Annotated in this window: 16 protein-coding genes; 15 read left to right on the forward strand and 1 reads right to left on the reverse strand. The window is 73.0% G+C overall.

Going from position 1 to position 23,179, the window contains the following annotated elements:
* The first annotated feature begins 147 nt into the window (after positions 1-147).
* The 11 genes from mreC (at position 148) to obgE (ending at position 16,500) form a co-directional block, all read left to right on the forward strand.
* Entirely contained in the window at positions 148-1,080 is a 933-nt protein-coding gene (mreC, locus tag ACFPP6_RS03610) for a rod shape-determining protein MreC (protein ID WP_382037112.1), read from the forward strand.
* 2 nt (positions 1,081-1,082) lie between these two features.
* On the forward strand, positions 1,083-1,712 hold the full coding sequence (gene mreD, locus ACFPP6_RS03615; RefSeq protein WP_382037114.1) for a rod shape-determining protein MreD: 630 nt from the start codon (positions 1,083-1,085) through the stop codon (positions 1,710-1,712).
* A gap of 5 nt (positions 1,713-1,717) precedes the next feature.
* Positions 1,718-3,850, forward strand: coding sequence for a penicillin-binding protein 2 (gene mrdA, locus ACFPP6_RS03620; RefSeq protein ID WP_382037699.1), 2,133 nt, complete (start codon positions 1,718-1,720; stop codon positions 3,848-3,850).
* Positions 3,847-5,046, forward strand: coding sequence for a rod shape-determining protein RodA (rodA, locus tag ACFPP6_RS03625; protein WP_382037117.1), 1,200 nt, complete (start codon positions 3,847-3,849; stop codon positions 5,044-5,046). Before mrdA ends, rodA begins: the two co-directional genes overlap by 4 nt.
* Positions 5,047-5,089: 43 nt before the next feature.
* Positions 5,090-6,643, forward strand: coding sequence for a CYTH and CHAD domain-containing protein (locus tag ACFPP6_RS03630; RefSeq protein WP_382037120.1), 1,554 nt, complete (start codon positions 5,090-5,092; stop codon positions 6,641-6,643).
* A gap of 88 nt (positions 6,644-6,731) precedes the next feature.
* Positions 6,732-8,657, forward strand: coding sequence for a TIGR03960 family B12-binding radical SAM protein (locus ACFPP6_RS03635; RefSeq protein WP_382037123.1), 1,926 nt, complete (start codon positions 6,732-6,734; stop codon positions 8,655-8,657).
* A gap of 140 nt (positions 8,658-8,797) precedes the next feature.
* On the forward strand, positions 8,798-9,583 hold the full coding sequence (locus ACFPP6_RS03640; protein WP_382037126.1) for a TIGR03936 family radical SAM-associated protein: 786 nt from the start codon (positions 8,798-8,800) through the stop codon (positions 9,581-9,583).
* A gap of 221 nt (positions 9,584-9,804) precedes the next feature.
* Positions 9,805-14,043: an Rne/Rng family ribonuclease gene (locus tag ACFPP6_RS03645; RefSeq protein ID WP_382037129.1), complete on the forward strand. Its 4,239-nt coding sequence runs from the start codon at positions 9,805-9,807 to the stop codon at positions 14,041-14,043.
* Positions 14,044-14,323: 280 nt separating this feature from the next.
* On the forward strand, positions 14,324-14,644 hold the full coding sequence (rplU, locus tag ACFPP6_RS03650) for a 50S ribosomal protein L21 (protein ID WP_030366503.1): 321 nt from the start codon (positions 14,324-14,326) through the stop codon (positions 14,642-14,644).
* Positions 14,645-14,658: 14 nt separating this feature from the next.
* On the forward strand, positions 14,659-14,913 hold the full coding sequence (gene rpmA / locus ACFPP6_RS03655; RefSeq protein ID WP_030366504.1) for a 50S ribosomal protein L27: 255 nt from the start codon (positions 14,659-14,661) through the stop codon (positions 14,911-14,913).
* Positions 14,914-15,063: 150 nt separating this feature from the next.
* The gene (gene obgE, locus ACFPP6_RS03660; protein ID WP_382037133.1) at positions 15,064-16,500 is read left to right on the forward strand and encodes a GTPase ObgE; all 1,437 of its coding nucleotides are present in this window, start codon (positions 15,064-15,066) and stop codon (positions 16,498-16,500) included.
* A 331-nt stretch (positions 16,501-16,831) separates the two neighbouring features.
* Here the strand turns inward: obgE and ACFPP6_RS03665 are convergent, their stop codons facing one another.
* On the reverse strand, positions 16,832-18,868 hold the full coding sequence (locus tag ACFPP6_RS03665; protein WP_382037135.1) for a hypothetical protein: 2,037 nt from the start codon (positions 18,866-18,868) through the stop codon (positions 16,832-16,834).
* Between the two features lie 270 nt (positions 18,869-19,138).
* Between ACFPP6_RS03665 and proB the strand changes: the two genes are divergently transcribed.
* The 4 genes from proB (at position 19,139) to ACFPP6_RS03685 (ending at position 23,084) form a co-directional block, all read left to right on the forward strand.
* Complete coding sequence (proB, locus tag ACFPP6_RS03670) at positions 19,139-20,239, forward strand: glutamate 5-kinase (RefSeq protein WP_382037701.1); 1,101 nt, start codon at positions 19,139-19,141, stop codon at positions 20,237-20,239.
* A gap of 247 nt (positions 20,240-20,486) precedes the next feature.
* Positions 20,487-20,978 carry a hypothetical protein gene (locus tag ACFPP6_RS03675; RefSeq protein WP_382037138.1) on the forward strand — a complete coding sequence of 164 codons (492 nt, stop codon included), beginning with the start codon at positions 20,487-20,489 and terminating at the stop codon, positions 20,976-20,978.
* 106 nt (positions 20,979-21,084) lie between these two features.
* Complete coding sequence (locus ACFPP6_RS03680; RefSeq protein WP_382037140.1) at positions 21,085-22,404, forward strand: glutamate-5-semialdehyde dehydrogenase; 1,320 nt, start codon at positions 21,085-21,087, stop codon at positions 22,402-22,404.
* Between the two features lie 50 nt (positions 22,405-22,454).
* A complete protein-coding gene (locus ACFPP6_RS03685; RefSeq protein WP_382037143.1) occupies positions 22,455-23,084 on the forward strand; it encodes an SCO2584 family spore wall biosynthesis protein in 630 nt (209 codons plus the stop codon).
* Positions 23,085-23,179 lie beyond the last annotated feature (95 nt).

Genomic DNA, 23,179 nt, shown 5'->3' on the forward strand with positions numbered 1-23,179 from the left:
CCGCCCCACCCCCTCGGCAGCGGCCGGCGCCGACGCCACCGGCGTACCGCCGTCGCCGGGAAACAACCTGATATACAGGCACAACGCTCCGGATGACCGGCCCGCCCCGCAGCCCGCCGGTCCTACGAGAAGGGCACGCCGCCGCACGTGAGGGACACACGAGAGAGCCGGCTGCTGCTGGTGCTGCTGGTCGCCATCGCCTTCGCACTGATCACGGTCGACATCCGTGGCGGCGAGCGGTCCCCGCTCGACGGCGTCCGGCACGCGGCAGCCTCCGTCTTCGGGCCCGTCGAGAAGGGCGTCGCCTCCGCGGTCGACCCCGTCGGCAACGCCGTGGCGGCCGTGCGTGACTCCGACGAGCGGCACAACCGCATCAGCGCCCTGGAGCGCGAGAACACCAGCCTCAAGCAGCGCCTCGGCAGCGACGACCGCAACCGCGGCCGGGCCGCCGAGCTCGACGCCATGCTCAAGACCGCCGGCCGCGGCCAGTACGGCATCAAGGGCGCCCAGGTCATCGCCATAGGCGCGGCCCAGGGCTTCTCCTGGACCGTCACCATCGACGCCGGCAGCCGCGACGGCATCAAGCGCGACATGACCGTCCTCAACGGCGACGGCCTCGTCGGCCGCGTCACCACCGTCGCCCGCGACACCGCGACCGTCCTGCTCGCCAACGACCCCAAGTTCACCGTCGGCACCCGCATGGAGAAGAGCGGCGAGCTCGGCTTCGCCAACGGCCAGGGCGCCGGCGTCCTGCGGGTCGAACTGCTCAACGGCAAGGCGGCCGTCCGCCCCGGCGACCGCCTGGTCACCTTCGGCTCCAGCAAGGACAAGCCGTTCGTCCCCGGCGTCCCCGTCGGCGAGGTCACCCGCGTCGAACCCGCCGGCGGCAGCCTCACCCGCACCCTCCAGGTCCGTCCCTTCGTCGGCTACAGCAAGCTCGACATCGTCGGCGTCGTCGTCGAACCCCCGCGGACGGACCCCCGCGACACCGTGCTCCCGCCCAAACCGGAAGCGCCCAAGCCCACGCCCACCGTGACCGTCACGGTCACGCCCTCCGCGAGCGCCAAACCCGAGGACTGACGATGCGCCTCAACCGGATCCTGCTCTCGACCGCGCTCGTGGTGGTCGCCCTCGTCGTGCAGGTGACCGTCCTGGCACGGCTCCACCTGCCGGGAGCCGTGCCAGACCCCCTGCTCCTCGTCGTCGTCGGGCTCGCCCTCGTCCACGGCCACACCAACGGCGCCGCCATCGGCTTCTGCGCCGGCCTGCTGGCCGACATCGCCCCGCCCGCCGACCACGCCACCGGGCGCTACGCCCTGGTCCTGTGCGTCATCGGCTATCTCGTCGGCCTCGCCCGGCCCGAGACGGGCAAGCTGCGCTCGGCCACCGTGCCCATGCTCGTCGTCGTCGCCGCGGCCGTCGGCTCCACCCTGCTCTACGCGGGCGTCGGCTCCCTCGTCGGCGACACCGCCGCCCGTAACGTCGGCCTCACCAGCCTCGTGTTCACCGCGGCCCTCTACGACCTCCTGCTCGCGCCCTTCGTCGTGCCGCTCGTCATGGCCATGGCCAGGCGCGTGCAGCCCGACCCGCTGTCCGCCGACGGCCCCAGCACGATGGGCGGCTCCCGCACGAACCGCGTCGGCGGGCAGCGCACGGGTATGCGCACCGGCCTGCGCCGGCCGAGCCGGCTCAAGGGGGTGAAGCGCCTGTGAGCAACATGTCCGACGGCGGGGGCACCTCGCGGGTCGCGATCCGCCTCATCGTCATCCAGATCCTCGTCTTCTCCCTCCTGCTCACCCTCGCCGGCCGCCTCTGGTACCTCCAGATCCGCAACGGCGACGAGTACACCGCCGAAGCCGCCGACAACCACATCCAGCAGGTCGTCGCCCCGGCCACCCGCGGCTCGATACTGGACGCCCGCGGCGTCCCCCTCGCCGACAACGAGACCCGCCTCGTCGTCTCCGCGAGCCGCACCGACCTGATGAAGATGAAGGACAAGGGCAGAACCGTCCTCACCCGCCTCGCCGGAGTGCTCGGCATGAAGCCCGAGGACGTCGCCGCCAAGGTCCGGCTGTGCGACGCCAAGACGCCCAAGCCCTGCTGGGCCGGCTCGCCCTACCAGCCCATCCCCATCACCGACGAGGCCACCACCCAGCAGGCCCTGCAGATCCGCGAGCGCGCCGAGGACTTCCCCGGCATCACCGCCGAGCCCACCGCCGTCCGCCGCTACGCCGGCCCCGGCGGCTCCAACACCGCCCAGGTCCTCGGCTACCTCTCGCCCGTCACCGACGAAGAGATCATCAAGGCCAAGGCCGGCCGCTCCCCGCTGCTCCGCTCCGACCAGGTCGGCCGCTCCGGCCTGGAGCGGCAGTACGACTCCCAGCTGCGCGGCAAGGCCGGCGTCACCCGCTACGAGGTCGACAACCTCGGCCGCGTCATCGGCAAGGCCAGGAGCGACAAGGCCGTCCCCGGCTCCAACGTCGTCACCAGCATCGACGCCCGCGTGCAGGCCATAGCGGAACGGGAGCTGGACCAGGCGATGAAGGACGCCCGCAAGGAGGTCGACCGCAACACCGGCACCAACTACAAGGCCGACGCCGGAGCCGTCGTCGTCATGGAGGCGAAGACCGGCCGCGTGGTGGCCATGGCCTCCAACCCCACCTACGACCCCAACGCCTGGGTCGGCGGCATCTCCGCCAAGGACTACCAGAACCTCACCGGCAAGGACTCCGGCTTCCCGCTGCTCAACCGGGCGATCCAGGGCCAGGCCGCCCCCGGCTCGATCTTCAAGGTCATCTCCGCCACCGCCGCCGTCAAGGCGGGCTACGCCTTCAACGACAACTACAACTGCTCCGCCTCGTACAGCATCGGCAACCAGGTCTTCAAGAACTTCGAGTCCAAGGGCTACGGCCCCATCAACCTCGGCCGGGCCCTGGAGGTCTCCTGCGACACCGTCTTCTACGACCTGGCCTACCGCCAGTGGCAGAAGGACGGCGGCAACAACCCCAAGCACCCGGCGGACTGGTTCTACAGGACCGCCCACGAGTTCGGCCTCGGCAAGGAGACCGGCATCGACCTCCCCAACGAGGTCACCGGCCGCATCCCCGACCGCGAGTGGAAGAAGAAGTACTGGGAGGCCAACAAGGACTCCTGGTGCAAGCAGGGCAAGACCGACGACAGCTACGCCGGGCAGATCGCCAAGGAGAACTGCGAGTCCGGCATGCGCATGCGCGCCGGTGACTCCGTCAACTACTCCATCGGCCAGGGCGACACCCTCGTCACCCCCCTCCAGATGGCCACCATCTACGCCGCCATCAGCAACGGCGGCACCCTCTGGAACCCCACCGTCGGCAAGGCCGTCATCAGCCCCGACGGCAGGACCGTCCAGGAGATCGCCCCGAAGTCGCACGGCAGGCTGCCGTTCGACGGCAGGACGCGCGACCAGATCGACGCCGCCCTCGCCGGCGTCGCCACCCAGGGCACCGCCGCCTGGCGCTTCGAGGGGTGGCCGCAGAAGGAGATCCCGATGCACGCCAAGACCGGCACCGCCGAGGTCTACGGCAAGCAGACGACCTCCTGGTTCGCCACCTACACCGGCGACTACGCCGTCGTCATGACGATCGCCCAGGGCGGCACCGGCTCCGGCGCCTCCGGCCCCGCCGTGCGCAACATCTACAACGCCCTCTACGGCGTCGACGGGAAGGGCAAGATCGACGCCAGGAAGGCGCTCCTGCCGCACCCCCAGGCAGGCCTGCCGAAGGTCGAGAAGGACGGCACCATCGAGGCCCAGCCCATCGAGCCGCCCCCGCCCAGCCCGTCGGCCCGGAAGGAGGAGGAGAAGGACACGTGACCGCCACCGACGGCTACCGCGCCCGCCGATACAGCCCCGAGCGCTCCGCCTGGGGCCGCCTCACCGCCCGCGACTCCGTCCTCCGCCGCCTGGACTGGGTGATGGTCTGGGCCGCCCTCGCCCTCTCCGGCATCGGCACCCTGCTCGTCTACTCGGCCACCCGCAACCGCACCGAGCTCAACCAGGGCGACCCGTACTACTTCCTGCTCCGCAACATCCTCAACACCGGCATCGGGCTGGGCCTGGCCATCGGCGCCGTCTGGGTCGGCCACCGCGCCCTGCGCGGCGCCGTGCCCATCCTCTACGTCATCTCCGTCCTGCTCACGGTCGCCGTCCTCACCCCGCTCGGCGCCACCATCAACGGCGCCCGGTCCTGGATCCAGCTCGGCGGCGGTTTCTCCCTGCAGCCCTCCGAGTTCACGAAGATCACCATCGCGCTGGGCATGGCGATGCTGCTCGCCGGCAAGGTCGACGCGGGGGAGCGGCTCCATCCCGACCACCGCACCGTCGTCGAGGCCCTCGGCCTCGCCGCCCTGCCCATCGTCATCATCCTGCTGATGCCCGACCTCGGCTCGGTGATGGTGCTCGTCGTCATCGTCCTCGCCGTGCTCCTGGCCTCCGGCGCCTCCAACCGCTGGGTCGCCGGGCTGATCGGCACCGGTGTCCTCGGCTGCGTCCTCATCTGGCAGCTCGGCGTCCTCGACGAGTACCAGATCAACCGCTTCGCCGCCTTCGCCAACCCCGCGCTCGACCCCTCCGGCGTCGGCTACAACACCAACCAGGCCCGTATCGCCATCGGTTCCGGCGGCCTCCTCGGCTCCGGCCTCTTCCGCGGCTCCCAGACCACCGGGCAGTTCGTGCCCGAGCAGCAGACCGACTTCATCTTCACCGTCGCCGGCGAGGAGCTGGGCTTCGTCGGCGCCGGCGCGATCATCTTCCTCGTCGGCGTCGTCATCTGGCGCGCCTGCCGCATCGCCCGCGAGACCACCGAGCTCTACGGGACGATCGTGGCGGCCGGGATCATCGCCTGGTTCGCCTTCCAGTCCTTCGAGAACATCGGGATGACGCTCGGGATCATGCCGGTGACGGGCCTGCCGCTGCCCTTCGTCTCCTACGGGGGGTCGTCGATGTTCGCGGCGTGGATCGCGATCGGGCTCCTGCAATCGATCAAGGTGCAACGGCCGGTGTCGGCGTAAACAGGGCTGCCCTCCGGGGCGGGCGCGCACTAGATTCGGCACCATGGCGGACACTGTGCGTGAGATCGAGCGGAAGTACGAAGCCGGCAGCCCGGCGGCAGCGGCCTCCCTGCCCGACCTGAGCCGTGTCGCGGGCGTCGCGACCGTCACCGACGAAGGCACGCACGAACTCGACGCCGTCTACTACGACACCGCCGACCGGCGCCTCGCCGCGGCCGGCATCACCCTGCGCCGCCGCACCGGCGGCTCCGACGAGGGCTGGCACCTCAAACTGCCCGTCGCTCCCGGGGTGCGGGACGAGATCCGGGCGCCCCTCTCGCCGGACGTGCCGCGCGCCCTCGTCTCCCTCGTCCGGGCCCGCATCCGGCGCGCCGGGCTCGTCCCCCTCGTCCGCATCCGCTCGCGCCGCGAGGTCAGCCGCCTGCTCGGCCCGCAGGGCACGCTCCTCGCCGAGGCCAGCGCCGACGAGGTCCGGGCCGACCGGATCGGCGACGGCGGCCGCAGCGCCCGCTGGACCGAGTTCGAGGTGGAACTCGGCAGCGGCACCGACCCCGCGTTCCTCGACACCGTCGAGGAGTGCCTCCTGGAGAAGGGCCTGCGCCCCTCCGACGCGCCGTCGAAGCTGGCGAGGGCGCTGCAGGAAACGGGGGACGGGAAGAAGGCGGGGGAGAAGGAGACGAAGAAGCCCCGTAAGAAGGGCGACCGAGAACCCGTCACCGCCGGGGACCACGTCCTCGCCTACGTCCGCCGCCAGAGCGACGCCCTCCTCGCCTACGACACCGCCGTCCGCCGCGACGCCGAGGACTCCGTCCACCAGATGCGCGTCGCCACCCGCCGGCTGCGCAGCGCCTTCCGCACGTACCGCGACGTCCTGGACCGGAAGGTCACCGACCCGCTGGGCGCGGAGCTGAAGTGGCTCGCCGAGGAGCTCGGCGCCGACCGGGACCGCGAGGTCGTCGCCGAGCGGCTGAAGGACGCCCTGGGCGTGCTGCCGGGCACGCTCGTCCTCGGGCCCGTCCGCGCCCGGCTGCGGATCTACGCCGCCGGCCGCGCCCAGAGCACGCGCAAGCGCCTCGCCGCCCTCCTCGGCAGCGACCGCTACCTCACCCTCCTCGACGCGCTCGACGCCCTCCTCGCCGACCCGCCCCTGCGCCGGGCCGCCGCGCTCCCGGCGCCGGAGGTCCTGGCCGGGGCCGTCCTGCACGACTACGAGCGCCTGGCCGGCCGCGTCGAGCACGCCCTCGCCACGGACCGCGGCCCGGAGCGCGACACCGCTCTCCACGACGCCCGCAAGGCCGCCAAGCGGGCCCGCTACGCCGCCGAGGCCGCGATGCCCGCGCTCGGCAAGCCCGCCAAGCGCTTCAGGTCCCGGATGAAGGACGTCCAGACGCTCCTCGGCGACCACCAGGACAGCGTCATGACCCGCACGGCCCTGCGCACCCTGGCGGCCGAGGCGCACGCGGCGGGGGAGAGCACGTTCACCCTGGGACTGCTGTACGGCCGGGAGGAACAGCAGGCGGCCGACGACGAGAGGGAACTGCCGGAGGTGTGGGCGAAGGCGTCCCGCAAGCGGTACCGGGCGGACCTGGGGGCGTGACCCGGTAGTCAAGATCGCGTGCAAGGGGCGATTCGCGGCACGTTACGCTTGAGAGTCGCCCCTTGCCAGCTCACGAAGGTCCCCCCAGATGACTGCCGAATCGGTCTTCCCACAGCTCGAAGCCCTGCTCCCGCATGTGCAGAAGCCCATCCAGTACGTCGGTGGAGAGCTCAACTCCACGGTCAAGCCGTGGGAGAGCGCGGACGTCCGCTGGTGCCTGATGTACCCGGACGCCTACGAGGTCGGTCTGCCCAACCAGGGCGTCATGATCCTTTACGAGGTCCTCAACGAGCGCGAGGGCGTCCTCGCCGAGCGCACGTACAGCGTGTGGCCGGACCTCGAGGAGCTCATGCGCGAGCACAAGGTGCCGCAGTTCACCGTGGACAGCCACCGGCCGGTCAAGGCGTTCGACGTCTTCGGCCTGAGCTTCTCCACCGAGCTCGGTTACACCAACATGCTCACCGCGCTCGACCTGGCGGGCATCCCGCTGGAGTCCAAGGACCGCACGATCGACGACCCGATCGTGCTGGCGGGTGGTCACGCCGCCTTCAACCCCGAGCCGATCGCGGACTTCATCGACTGCGCGGTCATCGGCGACGGCGAGCAGGCCGTCCTGGAGATGACCGAGATCATCCGGGCCTGGAAGGCCGAGGGCCGCCCCGGTGGCCGCGAGGAGGTGCTGTTCCGCCTCGCGAGGACGGGCGGGGTGTACGTCCCGGCGTTCTACGACGTCGAGTACCTGCCGGACGGCCGCATCGGCCGCGTCGTGCCCAACAAGTCCGGCGTGCCGTGGCGCGTGTCCAAGCACACCGTCATGGACCTGGACGAGTGGCCGTACCCGAAGCAGCCGCTCGTGCCGCTCGCGGAGACGGTGCACGAGCGCATGTCCGTCGAGATCTTCCGCGGCTGCACCCGCGGCTGCCGCTTCTGCCAGGCCGGCATGATCACGCGCCCCGTGCGGGAGCGGAGCATCACCGGCATCGGCGAGATGGTGGACAAGGGCCTCAAGGCGACCGGCTTCGAGGAGGTCGGCCTCCTGTCGCTGTCCTCCGCCGACCACACCGAGATCGGTGACATCGCGAAGGGCCTGGCGGACCGGTACGAGGAGGACAAGATCGGTCTGTCCCTCCCCTCCACCCGCGTGGACGCCTTCAACGTCGACCTCGCCAACGAGCTGACGCGCAACGGCCGCCGCTCCGGTCTGACGTTCGCCCCCGAGGGCGGCTCCGAGCGCATGCGCAAGGTCATCAACAAGATGGTCTCGGAAGAGGACCTGATCCGTACCGTCGCCACGGCGTACGGCAACGGCTGGCGCCAGGTGAAGCTGTACTTCATGTGCGGCCTGCCGACCGAGACCGACGAGGACGTGCTGCAGATCGGCGACATGGCGGTCAACGTGATCGCCAAGGGCCGCGAGGTCTCCGGCTCCAACGACATCCGCTGCACCGTCTCCATCGGCGGCTTCGTGCCCAAGCCGCACACCCCGTTCCAGTGGGCCCCGCAGCTCTCCGCGGAGGAGACGGACGCCCGCCTGGAGAAGCTGCGCGACAAGATCCGCGGCGACAAGAAGTACGGCCGTTCGATCGGTTTCCGCTACCACGACGGCAAGCCCGGCATCATCGAGGGCCTGCTCTCGCGCGGTGACCGGCGGGTCGGCGCCGTCATCCGTGCGGTCTACGAGGACGGCGGCCGTTTCGACGGCTGGCGCGAGCACTTCTCGTACGACCGCTGGATGAAGTGCGCCGAGCGGACGCTGCCCGAGCAGGGCGTCGACGTCGCCTGGTACACGACGCGCGAGCGCACCTACGAGGAGGTCCTGCCCTGGGACCACCTGGACTCCGGTCTGGACAAGGACTGGCTCTGGGAGGACTGGCAGGACGCGCTGGACGAGACCGAGGTCGAGGACTGCCGCTGGACGCCGTGCTTCGACTGCGGCGTGTGCCCGCAGATGGACACGTCCATCCAGATCGGCCCGACGGGCAAGAAGCTGCTTCCGCTCTCCGTCGTCAAGTAAGGACGTTTGTTCGAGCGGGGGCCCTGCCGGGTTGGCAGGGCCCCCGCTGCACGTACTCTAGGTAGCAGTACGACCGCACTCACGAAGGAATCAGACCACTGGGCAAGCGACAGCCCGAAGGCCCCCCGCCCGCTCCCGCGGTGCAGCGCATTCGCCTGCGCTACACCAAGCGCGGCCGCCTCCGGTTCACCAGCCACCGTGACTTCCAGCGCGCCTTCGAGCGCGCCCTGCGGCGCGCCGAGGTGCCCATGGCGTACTCGGCGGGCTTCACCCCGCACCCCAAGGTGTCGTACGCCAATGCCGCACCCACCGGCACGGGCAGTGAGGCCGAGTACCTGGAGATCCAGCTCGCCGAGGTCCGCGACGTGGAGCAGCTGCGCAAGCTGCTCGACGAGTCGCTGCCGGACGGGCTGGACATCACGGACGCCGTGGAGGCCCGTACGTCCTCCTTCGCCGACCGGCTGGAGGCCTCCGTATGGGAGCTGCGGCTGGACGGCGTCGAGGCCGCGGACGCCGAGGGCGCCGTCGCGGCGTTCATGGCGGCCGAGCAGGTGGACGTCCAGCGCCGCACCAAAAACGGGTTGCGGACCTTCGACGCCCGTGGCGCCGTGATCCGGCTCGAAGCGCGGGACGCCGCGGCCGATAGGCCCGGCGACGGTCCCTGTGCGATACTGCGGCTGGTTGTTCGGCATGCCACACCCGCCGTTCGACCCGACGACGTCCTGTCCGGTCTCCGCGCTACGGCCGACCTGGCGCCGCCGGTCCCCGCTGCGGTGACCAGGCTGGCGCAGGGGCTGCTCGATGAGGAGTCCGGCACGGTGACCGACCCGCTCGCGCTTGACCGCGAAGCCGCCCCGGCCTTCCCCACCACGGCCGCCGGGCCGAGCCCCGCAGGCGATGCGCAGGTGCCGGAAGGTTCCGCGTAAGGACGGCCGTCGAAGCGCCGCCGGACACCAGGGAGCCACCCGGTGCGGCAGGCGCACTGACCAGGAGACTTTCGCCGGTGCCGATGAGCATCGGACCCGGCGAGCGAGACGACAGCTCCCGTGCGGCGACCGCGCCCCGGACGGCGGTACCGCGCACATCACGCGGGCCGGCGGGCCGGAACCGGCGCGGCGCCCGGGAGCGTGACGGGAGAACCGCCCGCATGCTCGAATCCATTGAGCCCACCGAGCCCGGCTCCGCCGGGACCGAGGACAACAACAGCCCCAGCGACACGCTGCCGGCACGTCGCCGCCGCCGTGCGGCTTCCCGCCCCGCGGGCCCGCCGGCCGCGGCCACCGCCTCTTCCGAGGCCCCCGAAGCCGCCGCCGCACCCGCGGCGGAGGCCCCTGCGACGCCGGAGGCCGAGGCCCCGGCCGCTCCTTCGACGCCCGCCCGCCCGCGCCGCCGCGCCACCCGCAAGGCCGCTGCGCCCTCCGGTGCCCCGAAGGCCGCCGAGCCCGCCGTGGCGACCGCCCCCGAGGTGGCCGAGTCCCCGCAGCCGGTCGAGCCGACCGCCGAGCCCACCGAGGAGCCCGCGGCCGAGCCCGCTCCCCGTACGCGCCGCCGCGCCACCCGTAAGGCCACCGCCCCGGCGGGTTCGCCCAAGGGCGCCGCGGCCGTCGTCGAGCCGGTCGAGCCGGCCGTCGCCGCCGCCGTGGAGGAAGAGGCCGAGGAGGTGGCCGAGGAGCTGCAGGCCCCTGCCGCCCCCGCCCGCCCGCGCCGCCGCGCCACCCGCAAGGCCACTGCACCCGCCGGTGCCCCGAAGGCCGACGAGGCCGCCGAGCCCGTCGAGGCTCCGGCCGCCGCTCCGGTCGCCGAGGCCGCTCCTGAGGCCGCCGAGGCCGCTGCCCCCGCGCGTCCGCGCCGCCGTGCCACGCGCCGTGCTTCCGCTCCGGCCGGTGCGCCGCAGGCTGCCGAGGCCGCCGAGCCGGTCGTCGCCGAGACCGTGGAGGCTCCGGTCGCCGAGGCCGCCCCTGAGGCCGCCGAGGGCGCTGCCCCGGCCCGCCCGCGTCGCCGTGCCACGCGCCGTGCCTCCGCTCCGGCCGGTGCGCCGGAGGCCGCCGAGGCCGTCGTGGAGCCGTCCGCGCCGGTCGCCGAGCCCGTGGCCGAGGAGCCGCAGGAGGCCCCGGCCGCCCCGGCCCGTACGCGCCGCCGTGCCGTGCGCAAGGCGACCGCTCCGGCGGGTGCCCCGCAGGCCGCCGAGCAGGTGACCGAGCCCGCCGAGGCCGAGGCCGCCGCCGCGCCCGAGGAGCAGGCCCCCGCCGCCGAGCCCCGTGGCCGCCGCACGCGCCGCCGTGCCACCGCCCCCGCCACGGCCGCCGAGGCCGAGCAGCCCGCCGAGGCCGCCGCCGAGCCGGCTCCGGCCCGTACGCGGTCGCGCCGTCGTGTCGCCGCCGGTGACGCCGAGCAGGCCGCCGCGGCCCTTGAGGCCGCCAAGGAGGCGAGCCGCGCCCGCGAGGCCGAGGCCGCACCGGCCGCTGAGCCCGCCGCCCCCGCGCGTGGCCGCCGCCGCGCCGTGCGCCCCCCGACGGCCGTCTTCCAGGCGCCCGTCTTCACCGAGCCGATGTTCCAGACCCCGGAGACCGCCGCTGCTGCCGCCGCCGCGGCCGCCGAGGAGGAGCAGCCCGAGGCCGAGGTCGTGGAGGAGCGCGTCGTCGAGGCGCAGCCCGCCGGCCGCCGCCGTCGCCGCCGCCGCGGCGAGCCCGCCGAGGCCGAGCAGGTGGAGGCCCCGGCCGCCGCCGCTGCCGAGGAGGAGCCGGAGGCCGAGCCCGAGGAGGCCGCCGAGGCCGCCGCCGAGGACGAGGAGCAGGGCGAGCGCCCGTCGCGCCGCCGTCGCCGGGGTGGCCGTCGCCGTCGCCGTGGCGAGGCCGCGGACGCCGAGGGCGAGCTCGAGGACGAGCAGGCCGCCGAGGCCGAGGAGGCCGAGGCCCGCGAGGAGGAGGCCGAGGAGGGCGAGGAGGCCGAGGGCAGCTCCAGCAGCCGTCGCCGCCGTCGCCGTCGCCGCCGCAGCGGTGAGGCCATCGACACCGAGCCGGGTGCGGACGAGCCCGAGCGCACGGTCGTCAAGGTCCGCGAGCCGCGCAAGCGCGAGGAGCGCGAGCCGGGCACCGGCTTCGACGAGGTGCAGTCCATCAAGGGCTCGACCCGCATGGAGGCGAAGAAGCAGCGCCGCCGCGAGGGCCGCGAGCAGGGCCGCCGCCGCGTGCCGATCATCACGGAGGCCGAGTTCCTGGCCCGCCGCGAGGCCGTCGAGCGGGTGATGGTCGTCCGCCAGAGCGGCGAGCGCACCCAGATCGGCGTGCTGGAGGACAACGTCCTCGTCGAGCACTTCGTCAACAAGGAGCAGGCCACCAGCTACGTCGGCAACGTCTACCTGGGCAAGGTCCAGAACGTGCTGCCGTCGATGGAGGCCGCCTTCGTCGACATCGGCAAGGGCCGCAACGCCGTCCTCTACGCCGGCGAGGTCAACTTCGAGGCGCTCGGCATGGGCAACGGCCCGCGCCGCATCGAGACCGCGCTGAAGTCCGGCCAGTCCGTGCTCGTCCAGGTCACCAAGGACCCGATCGGCCACAAGGGCGCGCGTCTGACCAGCCAGGTCTCCCTCCCGGGCCGCTACCTCGTGTACGTGCCCGAGGGTTCGATGACCGGCATCAGCCGCAAGCTGCCCGACACCGAGCGCGCGCGTCTGAAGACCATCCTCAAGAAGATCGTCCCCGAGGACGCGGGCGTGATCGTGCGCACCGCCGCCGAGGGCGCGAGCGAGGACGAGCTGCGCCGCGACGTCGAGCGTCTGCAGGCGCAGTGGGAAGAGATCCAGAAGAAGGCGAAGCAGATCTCGACGAGCTCGCCGAGCCTGCTCTACGGCGAGCCGGACATGACCGTCCGCGTCGTCCGCGACATCTTCAACGAGGACTTCTCCAAGGTCATCGTCAGCGGTGACCAGGCCTGGGAGACCATCCACGGCTACGTCTCGCACGTCGCGCCCGACCTGGCCGACCGGCTGCAGAAGTGGACGTCGGACGTCGACGTCTTCGCCACGTACCGGATCGACGAGCAGCTGATGAAGGCGCTGGACCGCAAGGTCTGGCTGCCGAGCGGCGGTTCGCTGGTGATCGACCGGACCGAGGCGATGGTCGTCGTCGACGTCAACACCGGCAAGTTCACCGGCCAGGGCGGCAACCTGGAGGAGACGGTCACCAGGAACAACCTGGAGGCGGCCGAGGAGATCGTGCGCCAGCTGCGGCTGCGCGACCTCGGCGGCATCATCGTGATCGACTTCATCGACATGGTGCTGGAGTCCAACCGGGACCTGGTGCTGCGGCGCCTGCTGGAGTGCCTGGGCCGGGACCGTACGAAGCACCAGGTCGCCGAGGTGACGTCGCTGGGTCTGGTCCAGATGACCCGCAAGCGGGTGGGCCAGGGCCTGCTGGAGTCCTTCTCCGAGGGCTGCGTGCACTGCAACGGCCGCGGCGTGATCGTCCACATGGACCAGCCGGCGTCCGTCGGCGGCGGCGGTGGCGGCAAGCGCGGCAAGAAGAAGGGCAAGGGCGCGGGTGCCGCGCCCGAGCACGAGCACGTGCACGAGGCCGCTCCGGCCGCCGAGGAGGCCCCCTCGATCGTGGAGGCCCCCGCGGCCGCCGCCGTCGAGCCGGCCGACGAGGCGCCCGAGCTGGAGCCGGTGGCCGTCACGGAGGCGCAGCTGCAGCCGTCGGTCGGTGGTGACGAGGAGTGGTTCGGCAGCGCCGCGGAAGCGGAGGCTGCGGCTTCCTCCTCCAAGCGTGGCCGTACGCGCCGCAGGGCGACCCGTAAGGCGTCGGCTCCGGCGGGTGCGCCGCGGGCCGCCGAGGCGGAGCCCGAGGTCGTCGTGGAGGCGCCTGCGCCGCAGGCCGCCGCCCCGGAGGCCGTCGCCGAGCCGGTCGCGGAGCCGAAGGCCGAGGCCGCCGAGGCCGTCGCCGAGCCGGTGGCGGAGCCCGTGGCGGAGGCGGCCCCGGCCGCGCCCGCCCGGCCGCGCCGCCGGGCCTCCGCGCCCGCGGGCTCCCCGTCGGACACCGAGGCCGCCGTCCTGGTCGTCCCGTCCGTGGCCCCGGCCGCGGAGCCGGAGCCCGCGCCGGTGGAGACCCCGGCCGCGGAGCCGGCCGCCGAGGGCGCCGAGGGCGTCGGCGAGGCGGAGGCCGCGGCCCCCGCCGAGAAGCCCGCCCGCAAGACGGCCGCGAAGAAGGCCACCGCCAAGAAGGCGCCGGCGAAGAAGGCCGCCGCCAAGAAGACGGCGGCCAAGAAGACGACGACCGCGAAGAAGGCCACGGCCAAGAAGGCCGCCACGAAGACGGCGGCCAAGAAGGCCCCGGCCAAGCGGGCGACGAAGAAGGCGGCCGCGGAAGCGGTGTCCTCCTCGGAGGACTGAGTGGCGCAGTGCCGGGCCCGGACCGGGCCCGGCACCGCCGTCGTGCAGCCAGGCCGTGGTTGCACGACGGTGACCGGCTCCCCGTCAAGGGGCCGGTTTGACCCGTTCGTCAAGGGCACGTAATCTTGACGGTCGGTGTCTGTTACGGCACCACGCCACTGAGCAAACACCTTCCGGCCCCGCCGGGAGAGGCCGCTCGTCCACTCGGACAGTCACGGGCCCGGCCCGTGCGAGCGGCTGGCATCAGAGGTTCCTTTACTAGCGAGAGAGTGAGATCCGCGTGTACGCAATCGTGCGTAGCGGTGGTCGCCAGCACAAGGTTGCTGTCGGCGACATCGTCGAGGTTGACAAGATTTCCACCGGCAAGGTGGGCGACGCGGTCGAGCTCTCGACGCTGCTCGTCGTCGACGGCGAGAACGTCACCAGCGACCCGTGGGTCCTGGCCGGCATCAAGGTCTCGGCCGAGATCGTCGACCACCACAAGGGTGCCAAGATCGACATCCTGAAGTACAAGAACAAGACCGGTTACCGCAAGCGCATCGGTCACCGCCAGCAGTACACCGCGGTGAAGATCACCGGCATCCCCACGGCTGCGAAGTAAGGGACTGAGAAGACATGGCACACAAGAAGGGCGCATCGTCCACCCGGAACGGTCGCGACTCCAACGCTCAGCGGCTCGGCGTGAAGCGCTTCGGCGGTCAGCTCGTCAACGCCGGTGAGATCCTGGTCCGCCAGCGTGGCACCCACTTCCACCCGGGCGCCGGTGTCGGTCGCGGTGGCGACGACACGCTGTTCGCGCTTGAGGCCGGTGCGGTGCAGTTCGGCACCCACCGCGGCCGCAAGGTCGTCAACATCGTTCCGGCTGCCTGATCTTTCGGATCAGCCGCACCGTAGAGCGATAAGCGAGGGCGGACCTCCCTTCCCTGCCGGGAAGTGGGGCCGCCCTCGCTGCGTTACAACAGAGACAATTCCGTACTTCTCCCAGCCTCCGGCCGGGGGACCCCCAGGAGGCACACCGCTATGACCACCTTCGTGGACCGCGTCGAGCTGCACGTCGCCGCGGGTAACGGAGGCCACGGCTGCGCCTCCGTACACCGTGAGAAGTTCAAGCCGCTCGGCGGCCCGGACGGTGGCAACGGCGGCCGTGGCGGCGACGTGATCCTGGTCGTGGACCAGTCGGTCACGACCCTGCTCGAGTACCACCACAGCCCCCACCGCAAGGCCACCAACGGCAAGCCCGGCGAGGGCGGCAACCGCTCCGGCAAGGACGGTTCCGACCTGGTCCTGCCCGTCCCGGACGGCACCGTCGTCCTCGACGGCAAGGGCAACGTCCTGGCCGACCTCGTCGGCGAGGGCACCACCTACATCGCCGCCCAGGGCGGCCGCGGCGGCCTCGGCAACGCCGCGCTGGCCTCCGCCCGCCGCAAGGCGCCCGGCTTCGCGCTGCTGGGCGAGCCCGGCCAGACCGGCGACGTCGTCCTGGAGCTCAAGACCGTCGCCGACGTGGCCCTCGTCGGCTTCCCGAGCGCCGGCAAGTCCTCGCTGATCTCGGTGCTCTCCGCGGCCAAGCCGAAGATCGCCGACTACCCCTTCACCACGCTCGTCCCGAACCTGGGCGTGGTCACGGCCGGTGCGACCGTCTACACCATCGCCGACGTGCCCGGTCTGATCCCCGGCGCCAGCCAGGGCAAGGGCCTCGGCCTGGAGTTCCTGCGCCACGTCGAGCGCTGCTCGGTGCTCGTGCACGTGCTGGACACCGCGACCCTGGAGTCCGAGCGCGACCCGCTGACCGACCTCGACGTCATCGAGGCGGAGCTGCGGGAGTACGGCGGCCTGGAGGACCGGCCGCGCATCGTCGTCCTCAACAAGGTCGACATCCCCGACGGCCAGGACCTCGCGGACATGATCCGCCCCGACCTGGAGGCCCGCGGCTACCGCATCTTCGAGGTCTCCGCCGTCTCCCGGCAGGGCCTGAAGGAGCTGTCCTTCGCGCTGGCCGGCATCGTCGCCGAGGCGCGCGCCGCCAAGCCGAAGCAGGAGGCGACCCGTATCGTCATCCGGCCGAAGGCCGTCGACGACGCGGGCTTCACCGTCACCCTGGAGGAGGACGGCCTCTACCGCGTGCGCGGCGAGAAGCCGGAGCGCTGGGTGCGCCAGACCGACTTCAACAACGACGAGGCCGTCGGCTACCTGGCCGACCGCCTCAACCGCCTCGGTGTCGAGGACGAGCTGATGAAGGCCGGTGCCCGCGCGGGCGACGGCGTCGCCATCGGCTCCGAGGACGACGCCGTCGTCTTCGACTGGGAGCCGTCGATGGCCGCCGGTGCGGAGATGCTGGGCCGCCGCGGCGAGGACCACCGCCTGGAGGCCCCGCGGCCGGCGGCGCAGCGGCGCCGTGACCGTGACGCGGAGCGGGACGAGGCGGACCGCGAGTACGACGAGTTCAACCCGTTCTAACGGGTACCTGCGCCCCGCAAGGGGCGCGGGGCAGCGTCATTCTGCGGCTCCGCCGCGTGGGCGCGACCACCGGCCCGCAGCCGCCCAGCTGGCGTGTGGCACACGCCCCTTCAGGGGCGCGAGGAACTGCGCGACCAGCCGAAGGCGGCCCGCAGCCGCCCGACTGGCACAGCGTGCTGTCTCAATTGCGCCGTGCCGTAGGGCCGGAGGCCGCACGCTCCGTCGGCTGCGGGCCGGCTGTGGTTGCTCGCGCAGTTCCCCGCGCCCCTGACGGGGCATGACGAAGGCCCCGGGAGGAACCTCCCGGGGCCTTCGTCATGCTGACGCAGTCTTACACCGCCGCAGCCGTATCCGCCTCGCGCTGCGTCGGAATCTCGGAGGCGCGAGCCTCCATCCGCGCGCGCCGGGCGTCGGCCTCGGCGGCGAGCGCGAGCGCGGCCGCGTTGAAGCGGACGAGCGACGGCGGGTCGGACGGGCCGAGCAGCTGGACCTTGAGCTCGGCGCGGGCCTCGGCGAGGCCGTCCAGGCGGGGGTCGCGGACGGCCGCGAGCAGCCCCGCGACCTCGCCGGCCTCCGGGGTGAGGATGGTCGCCGCGCTGACGGTCGGGAAGTTCGTGCGGAACTCCTCCTCGGTCATGCCGCTGGTGTTCGCGACGGCGTACGGCTTCTCGCTGATCAGGTAGTCCGAGACGACGCTCGACACGTCGCTGATCAGGACGTCCGCCTCGTTGAAGCAGCTGAAGAGCGCCGGGCGGGCGGTGGTGATGATCTGGTGCTCCCACTCCGGCAGGGAGGCCCAGTAGGCGCTCTCCCAGGCGGTGGTGGCGGCCTCGACGGTCGCGGCGCGGCCCGGCTCGGGCGTGCCCTGCAGCATCATCCGCTCGATCTCGTCCGCGCTGTCACGGAAGGTGCTGGTGGTGAGGCGGTCCAGCTCGGCCGTGCGGCGCTCCAGCTCGGCGGCGGTCTCCGGGCCCGGACGGGCGCCGTTCCGGGCGGCGTTGGCCTCGCGGATCATGGCCTGGATGCGCTCGTTGGCGCGGCCCGCGCGCGGGTCGACGGAGCCGGTCATCGGGTGCGGCTTGTAGAGCAGGCGCACCTTGGGGTCGGCGAGGAGCGCGCGGACGATGTTCTCGCCGGCGAGCATCACCGAGGTGTTGCCGGGGTTGCCGTCCCAGCCCTCCCAGGTGGGGGCGTAGAGCACGGTCGTCAGCTCGCGCGCGGGCGCGCCCGTGTACGGCCGGATCGGGGCCAGCTGCGGGCGGCCGACCTCGACCACGTCGCGGTCGTCGACGCCGATGTCGGCGAGCTGGTAGCGCTCGCGGGCGGCGGGGCCGGCGACCCAGATCTCGTCGTACGCCTTGGAGTAGGGGTTGCAGCTGGAGAGCTTGTCGCTCTCGCCGTGGTTGATGAAGGCGTGCTTGATCGACGGCATCCGCAGGACCTGCGAGGTCTTACCGGAGTTCGCCGGGTGGATCATCATCTTCAGCGAGGACTTCTCCAGGGCCATCAGGTGGACGACCTTGGGGATGCAGATGATCGGCACGTCGGTGGCCTCGATCTTCTGCACCATGAAGCGCTCGCGGAGCACGATCACGGGGTTGCCGTCGAGCGCGGCGAGGGTGGAGAGCCACATGTTGGCCTGGTAGGCCGAGGTGGTGCCGCCCGAGAAGTACATGCCGGCGGTGGGGTTGTAGTCGGCCAGCCAGCGGTCGAGCCACTCCAGGGCGCGCTGCTCGTTGGCGATGCGCTTCTTCGGCCGCAGCCAGCCCGCGAGGTGGACGGTGCCGCCGGCCGCGAGCAGAAGGGCCAGGCCGACGCCGAGCATGCCCCACAGGGGCTTCTCGGTGCCGACGGTGACCAGCAGGCCCGCGGTGGCCGGGATCGCGAAGCGCAGCAGCCGGCGGCCGTGCTGGCGGGCCAGCAGGCGCGGCGGGGCGGCGGTCAGGCTCAGGCCGGAGGTGTCGATGTTGCGGGTCACGAAGGGCAGCGTGCGGCTGCGGCGGACCATGATCGCGGTGGCCTGGCAGGCGAGGTGCGCGGCGTAGAAGAGGACGAGCCCGACGAAGACGGGGGCGTATCCGCGCAGCGAGCCGTCGCCCTGGAGCCGCAGGAGCCCGAGGAGGATCAGCATGTCGCGCAGCAGCTGCCGGACCATGACGTCGAAGCGGACCTTGCCGAGGACGGCGACGAGACCGGGGTCGCGGTGCTGCAGGTAGAGATCGAGGGCGAGCCCCGCCGCGGAGGCGGCGATCAGCAGCGCCACGTCGGGCAGCAGCGCGCCGACGAGCTGCGTGGCGAAGAACACCAGCATCGCGAGGAGCGCCGCGGCCTGGACGGCGCGTCGGGAGGCTGTTCCGGCAGAAGGCACTGGGAGGGCTCCTGGCAGGCGGACTAGGGGGACTGTGGGCGTGGGGGAACCGTGCCTGGGCAACGGTCGACTACCGACCGTATGACGCGGGCTGGTCCACGAGCAATCTTCCGTGACGGCAATCATCGCAAAACAGGGCCGAACGACCACAATCCCAGACGGTAGATTTGCGGGCCTGAGGCAGCCCGGAAGAGGCGGGCGACCGGCGAATCACCTGAGGTGTGTGCAGTGACTGGGGCAGGGGAGCAGCAAGGGGCCCGTGAGGCGGCGGTGGCGGGCGCCCGCAGGATCGTGGTCAAGGTGGGGTCCTCCTCGCTCACCACCGCGGGCGGGGGGCTGGACGCCGACCGCGTTGACGCGCTGGTCGACACGCTCGCCAAGACCACCGGCGAGAAGGAGGTCGTGCTGGTCTCCTCCGGCGCGATCGCAGCCGGCCTGGCCCCGCTGGGCCTCGACCGCCGCCCGCGCGACCTGGCGCGCCAGCAGGCCGCCGCGAGCGTGGGCCAGGGCCTCCTCGTGGCCCGTTACACGGCGTCGTTCGCCCGTTACGGCCGGCGCGTGGGCCAGGTGCTGCTCACGACGGACGACACCAGCCGCCGCGCGCACTACCGCAACGCCCGCCGGACGCTGGACCAGCTGCTGGCCATGGGCGCGGTGCCGGTGGTCAACGAGAACGACACGGTGGCCACGGACGAGATCCGCTTCGGCGACAACGACCGGCTGGCCGCCCTCGTGGCCCACCTCGTCCGGGCCGACCTGCTGGTGCTCCTCTCCGACGTGGACGGCCTCTACGACGGCGACCCCAGCACGCCGGGCACCTCGCGGATCGCCGAGGTCACCGGGCCGAAGGACCTGGAGGGCATCTCGATCGGCAGCGCGGGCAAGGCCGGCGTCGGCACCGGCGGCATGGTCACCAAGGTCGACGCGGCCCGGATCGCGGCCGCCGCCGGCATCCCGGTCGTGCTGACCGCGGCCAGCCGGGCGGCGGACGCCCTCGCGGGCCGCCCCATCGGCACGTTCTTCCACCGCACCGGGCGGCGCTCCGCCGACCGCCTGCTGTGGCTCGCCCACGCCTCCGCGCCGCGGGGCGCCCTGACGCTCGACGACGGGGCCGTGCGGGCCGTGGTCGACGGCAACGGCTCGCTGCTGCCCGCCGGCATCGCCGGGGTCGAGGGCGAATTCAGCGCCGGTGATCCGGTCGAGCTGCGCGATTCCGCGGGCCGGGCCGTCGCGCGCGGGCTGGTGGCCTTCGACGCCGGGGAGATCCCCCAGCTGCTGGGCCGCTCCACCCGCGACCTGGCCCGGGAGCTCGGGCCCGAGTACGAGCGCGAGGTCGTGCACCGCGACGACCTCGTCGTGCTGCGCGGCTGAGTCGTGCTGCGTCGCCGAGTCGTGCTGCGCCGCTGACGGGCGTCGAACACGGCGCGACAGGGTGACGACAGAGTGTGGTAAGTCCAGCCTTTCCATGGGGCCTTTCCGTAAAAACGCCACGCAGCCGCCCGCAGACTGGTCAACTTTGATGCGAGGCACATGCGGGGCGCCGTTCCGGGCAGGCGGGTTCCCGCGCACCACCGCTCCGCCGCACGCACGCGGAGCAGCGAGCAACAGGAGGCCGCCGGTGAGACGAGGGCGCCCAGGGGCGCTGCCCCGCGCTGGAGGCACGCCTCCAGCCACGGCTGTGGGCTCCTCCGCCCAGGCCCGCGGGGCCGTGGGGGAGCCGCGCACGCTGACCAGCATCGGGGGCGGGGGCGGGAACGATCCGGTGGAAGTGTCCCGGCTGTGGCACATCACCCTGAGCGTCTCGGGCGCCGAGGCGCCGCTCGCCGAGGTCCGGCGGGCGCTGGAGCAGCTCGCCCACGACCACCCCTTCCTGCTGACCAGCCGCTACGCCCACGACCACGCCGAGATCCGCTACTGGGAGGAGGCGCGCGACCTGCACGACGCCGCGGCGGTCGCGCTCCGGCTGTGGGGCGAGCACCGCTCGACGGCCCGGCTCCCGCCGTGGGAGATCGTGGGCCTGGAGGTCATCGACCGGGAGACCTACCACCAGCGCATCGCGGAGGGCTACGGCCCCCTGCCGGCCACACCGGTGGGGGTGCACCCGTTCTGAACCGGGGGCGGGCACGCCGTGCGGGGGACCGTCCACGAGCCGGACCGGCCGTCCACAGTCCGGAATGCCCGCCGCCGAGGCGGCGCGCGCGGCTAGGCTTCCAGCCATGAGCAGCGTTTTCCCCTCCCCCCTCGCCGACCCGATGCCGCAGTCCCCGGTGCTGCGCGCCGCCTACCGCGCCCGCGCCGCCGCCGCGGAGCTGGCGCCACTGCCGCGCTCGGTGAAGGACGAGGCGCTGCTGGCGATCGCCGACGCCCTCGAGGTGCGGACGAAGGAGATCGTCGAGGCCAACGCCGAGGACGTGGCCAAGGCCCGTGCCGCCGGTACGAGCGAGAGCGTCGTCGACCGGCTGACCCTGACCCCGGAGCGGGTGCGGGCCATCGCCAAGGACGTCCGCGACGTCGTGGCCCTGCCCGACCCGGTGGGCGAGGTCGTGCGCGGCTCCACCCTCCCCAACGGCATCGACCTGCGCCAGGTCCGGGTGCCGCTCGGCGTCGTCGGGATCATCTACGAGGCCCGGCCCAACGTGACCGTCGACGCGGCCGCCCTGTGCCTGAAGTCCGGCAACGCCGTCCTGCTGCGGGGCTCGTCCTCCGCGTACGCCTCCAACACCGCGCTCGTGCGCGTCGTCCGCGACGCCGTGGGCGGTGCGGGTCTGCCGGCCGACGCCGTGCAGCTGGTGCCGGGCGAGAGCCGCGACTCGGTGCGGGAGCTGATGCGCGCCCGCGGCATGGTCGACGTGCTGATCCCGCGCGGCGGCGCCTCCCTGATCCGCACCGTCGTCGAGGAGTCCACGGTCCCGGTGATCGAGACGGGCACCGGCAACTGCCACGTGTACGTGGACGCGCAGGCGGACCTGGACATGGCCGTCGAGATCCTCGTCAACTCCAAGGCGCAGCGCGTGAGCGTGTGCAACGCGGCGGAGACCCTCCTCGTCCACCAGGACATCGCGCAGGAGTTCCTGCCGAAGGCGCTCGCCGCCCTGGCGGAGGCCGGGGTGACGGTGCACGGCTGCGAGCGCGTCCTCGCGCTGGCCGAGGGCAGCCCGGCCACCGTGGTGCCGGCGACCGTCGAGGACTGGGAGACCGAGTACCTGTCGTACGACATCGCCGCGGCGGTCGTGGACGACCTGGACGCCGCCGTCCGTCACATCCGGCTGTGGTCCTCCGGCCACACCGAGGCCATCGTCACCACCTCGCAGGCCGCCGCCCGCCGCTTCACCCAGCTCGTGGACTCGACGACCGTCGCGGTCAACGCCTCGACGCGGTTCACGGACGGCAGCCAGTTCGGCTTCGGCGCCGAGATCGGCATCTCCACGCAGAAGCTCCACGCGCGCGGTCCGATGGGCCTGCCCGAGCTGACCTCGACGAAGTACATCGTCACGGGCGACGGCCACGTGCGCGGCGGCGGGCTTCCCGCGAGCTGAATTCCCCTACGGGCCGCACGGATTGACCCTTCCGGGGCTACGCTGGACGAGTGCCGGACGACGTGGGGGGCCAGCCGTTCCCGGACGGCGAGGAGCCCGACAGCTACCGCAGCGGGGACGATCCCTTCGCCTCCGTGGTCTTCGACGAGGAATTCGTGCGGTCCGCCAGGATCCACGAGCCCTCCGCGGTCGAGCGGATGCTCGCCGCCGACCGGGCCCGCGCCGAGAGCGAGACCTCGCAGTCCGCTCAGCGCTCCCGGTCCGGCGGCGCCTCCGCCGACGACGATCCCTACGACGACTACGAGGACGGCTTCGGCGGCGCCGCGCCCGGGTACCACCCGGGCCGTGCGGGCACCTGGCCCACCCTCAGCCACGACCTCGACCCCGACGACGCCTACGGGCCGTACGGCCGCCACGGCGGCCTCCGGCGGCCCTACCGGGGCCATGCCCGCTGGCACCGCCCGGTGGCCTGGGTGCTCGCCGTGGTGATGGGCATAGGCGTGGTGGCCCTCGCCTTCGCCGCCGTCTACCGCAGCGCTTCCTCGGGCAATCGGCCGAGCTCCGATCCGCCGCCCGCGACCAGCGGGGTGGACGCCCCGGCGGGGGCCCGGCCGGGCCCGCTGCCCTCCGTATCGGCGGATTCCGAGCCTCCGGTGGCCTCGGCGGTGCCCCGGCCCTGAAGGACGCCGGGAACCACCGGCCCGGGGCCACGGGCTCACCCCCCGCAACGGCTGTGACCAGCACATATGTGCGTGGCCCCGGCAGGCAGATTTTC

Source organism: Streptomyces aureoversilis (assembly GCF_042657885.1).
In the GTDB taxonomy this organism is placed as follows: domain Bacteria; phylum Actinomycetota; class Actinomycetes; order Streptomycetales; family Streptomycetaceae; genus Streptomyces; species Streptomyces aureoversilis.